General features: G+C 63.4%; 2 protein-coding genes. Both read right to left on the bottom strand.

What is annotated here, in order from left to right; translation table 11 throughout:
• Positions 1-444: 444 nt before the first annotated feature.
• Positions 445-1,011, bottom strand: coding sequence for a hypothetical protein (locus ACZ53K_RS42645; protein ID WP_468848529.1), 567 nt, complete (start codon positions 1,009-1,011; stop codon positions 445-447).
• 490 nt (positions 1,012-1,501) lie between these two features.
• A partial coding sequence (locus tag ACZ53K_RS42640; RefSeq protein WP_468848527.1) for a GmrSD restriction endonuclease domain-containing protein occupies positions 1,502-1,800 on the bottom strand: 299 nt, incomplete at its 5' end.

The raw sequence follows: 1,800 nt of genomic DNA, 5'->3' as shown, positions 1-1,800 counted from the left end.
AAGACGGCCAAGAAGACCGCGGGGAAGAAGGCCACCGCCAGACGAGCTGGGTAACAACGCTGAAGCGGGCCGCTCCTATGCGAGCTGGCACTCGAAGGACCGGGAATGTGCCCTGCGTCACCACAGGCTAGTGACACTCCGTCTGGTTACCCGCTGCTCCCGAGTGAGCGGAAGCGCCCCGGAGCTGCGCCGACACGCCGCACCCTCAGAGTGCAGCAAATGCCCAGGACGGGATATCAGCATGTCGGCGTAGCTACTGGGGCGTAGTTCCTATCGACGGGCTCGCCAGAGCAGGACCACGCTACTGGCCAAGCCGAGTACCGCGACAACAGCGACGCCGATGATCCTCGCATCGCCGTACCATACAGCGATAGCCGTCGCGGCGAGCGCAATAACAAGTGCGATGACGGCGAGTATCCGTCCGAGGAGCATTAACAGCAGTCCTTAAAAGCAGTGGTCATGGACGCCATTGGCTGCCGCCGTGGCCCCCGCAATGAGAGGACCGGAGGCCGCCAGTGTCGCCCCGCCGGTTTCCGGAGCCCCTATAACGCTACCAGCAACACCAACTCCGCTCGCGATGGCTGTTGCACCGTCCGTGAAGCACTTCCAGTCGAAGTTTGCAGTCATCTGCCCCGGAGTAGTCGGACGGACCGCAGTGCCTTCAATCGTGGAGCCCTGCACATCAGCGACCTTCTGCGTGAGCTTGTTGCCCTTGAGGGTCCACGTGACCTTGTGGATGTGCCCGGCCTTGTCCTTGATGTCGAGACGCGTCATACCACCAACCGTCTTCCCGTCGGCGTTAAGGAACCGGACGCCGGGGTCGGTAAGGGCTGCGTGGTCACCCTTGGGCAGCTTGAGGTCGAACGTGGAGGTGGCCGCGAACTTCGTCACCTGACCACGCTTGGCGATGTCCTGCTTGGGTGAGGTGGCAGCCGTGGCGGCAGCCGTGGAGGACACGATCGCGGCGGCAACCACAGTGGTGGCCAGGGCCGAACGCAGGCCGATACGCATAGACACTTAAACCTTTCAATCACTTCCGTCCCCATGACTGGGGATACACCCACCCTTGCCGCTAAAAAGGGCAACTTGTATGGCACCCGTCACAAAGCGAGTAAACGCGCAGTCAAGATCATTTAGACGCCGGGCAAAACACCAAATTAACCTTCCATCTCGCGCCATCAAAGTCCGATTTAAGCGGAGATCCCCCTATTAATCGAGCGATCCCTGATGGCTTCGCCACGACGTGGCACTTGAGCCATGAGGCAACGCTTTGTGTAGAACAGCAGTGCTCCATTCCTCGCAGCGTGCATAGGCTCCGAAACCGGCTTAGCCCTCGATGTTTTGGCGTCGACCAATTCGAAACGCGGGGGTAGAGCGCGAAGACATCCCGCCCGCCAGCGCCCAACGAGCCTTGCACTGCGGTCTAGCGATTCACCGACTGGGCAAACAGCGGAACGCCCCGTCTCGGCCGCTGGGGCAGAGGCGAGGCGCGGGGCCGTCCCTAGACGTGCTGGTACTCGATGCGGGTGTGGCCGCACCCCGTGGCCAGGCGGCGCAGCGCGTCGCGCTCGGTGCGGTCCACGGTCAGCGACCAGCGCAGCTTGGTGCTGACCCAGTCGGCGGCGTACGTACAGCGCGCATCGGCCAGCGGCGGCAGCCACTGGGCCGGGTCCTGGTCGGCCTTGCTCCTGTTGGTTTTCGCGGTGACCGCGACCAACGACCGTTCGGGGGCGAGGTCGTTGGCGTACGCCTCGCGTCGCGCCGCGGTCCACTGCGAGGCTCCGGAGTCCCACGCCTCAG

Source organism: Streptomyces sp. NPDC033221, assembly GCF_055577005.1.
This window is presented reverse-complemented; position numbering and strand designations above follow the sequence as displayed.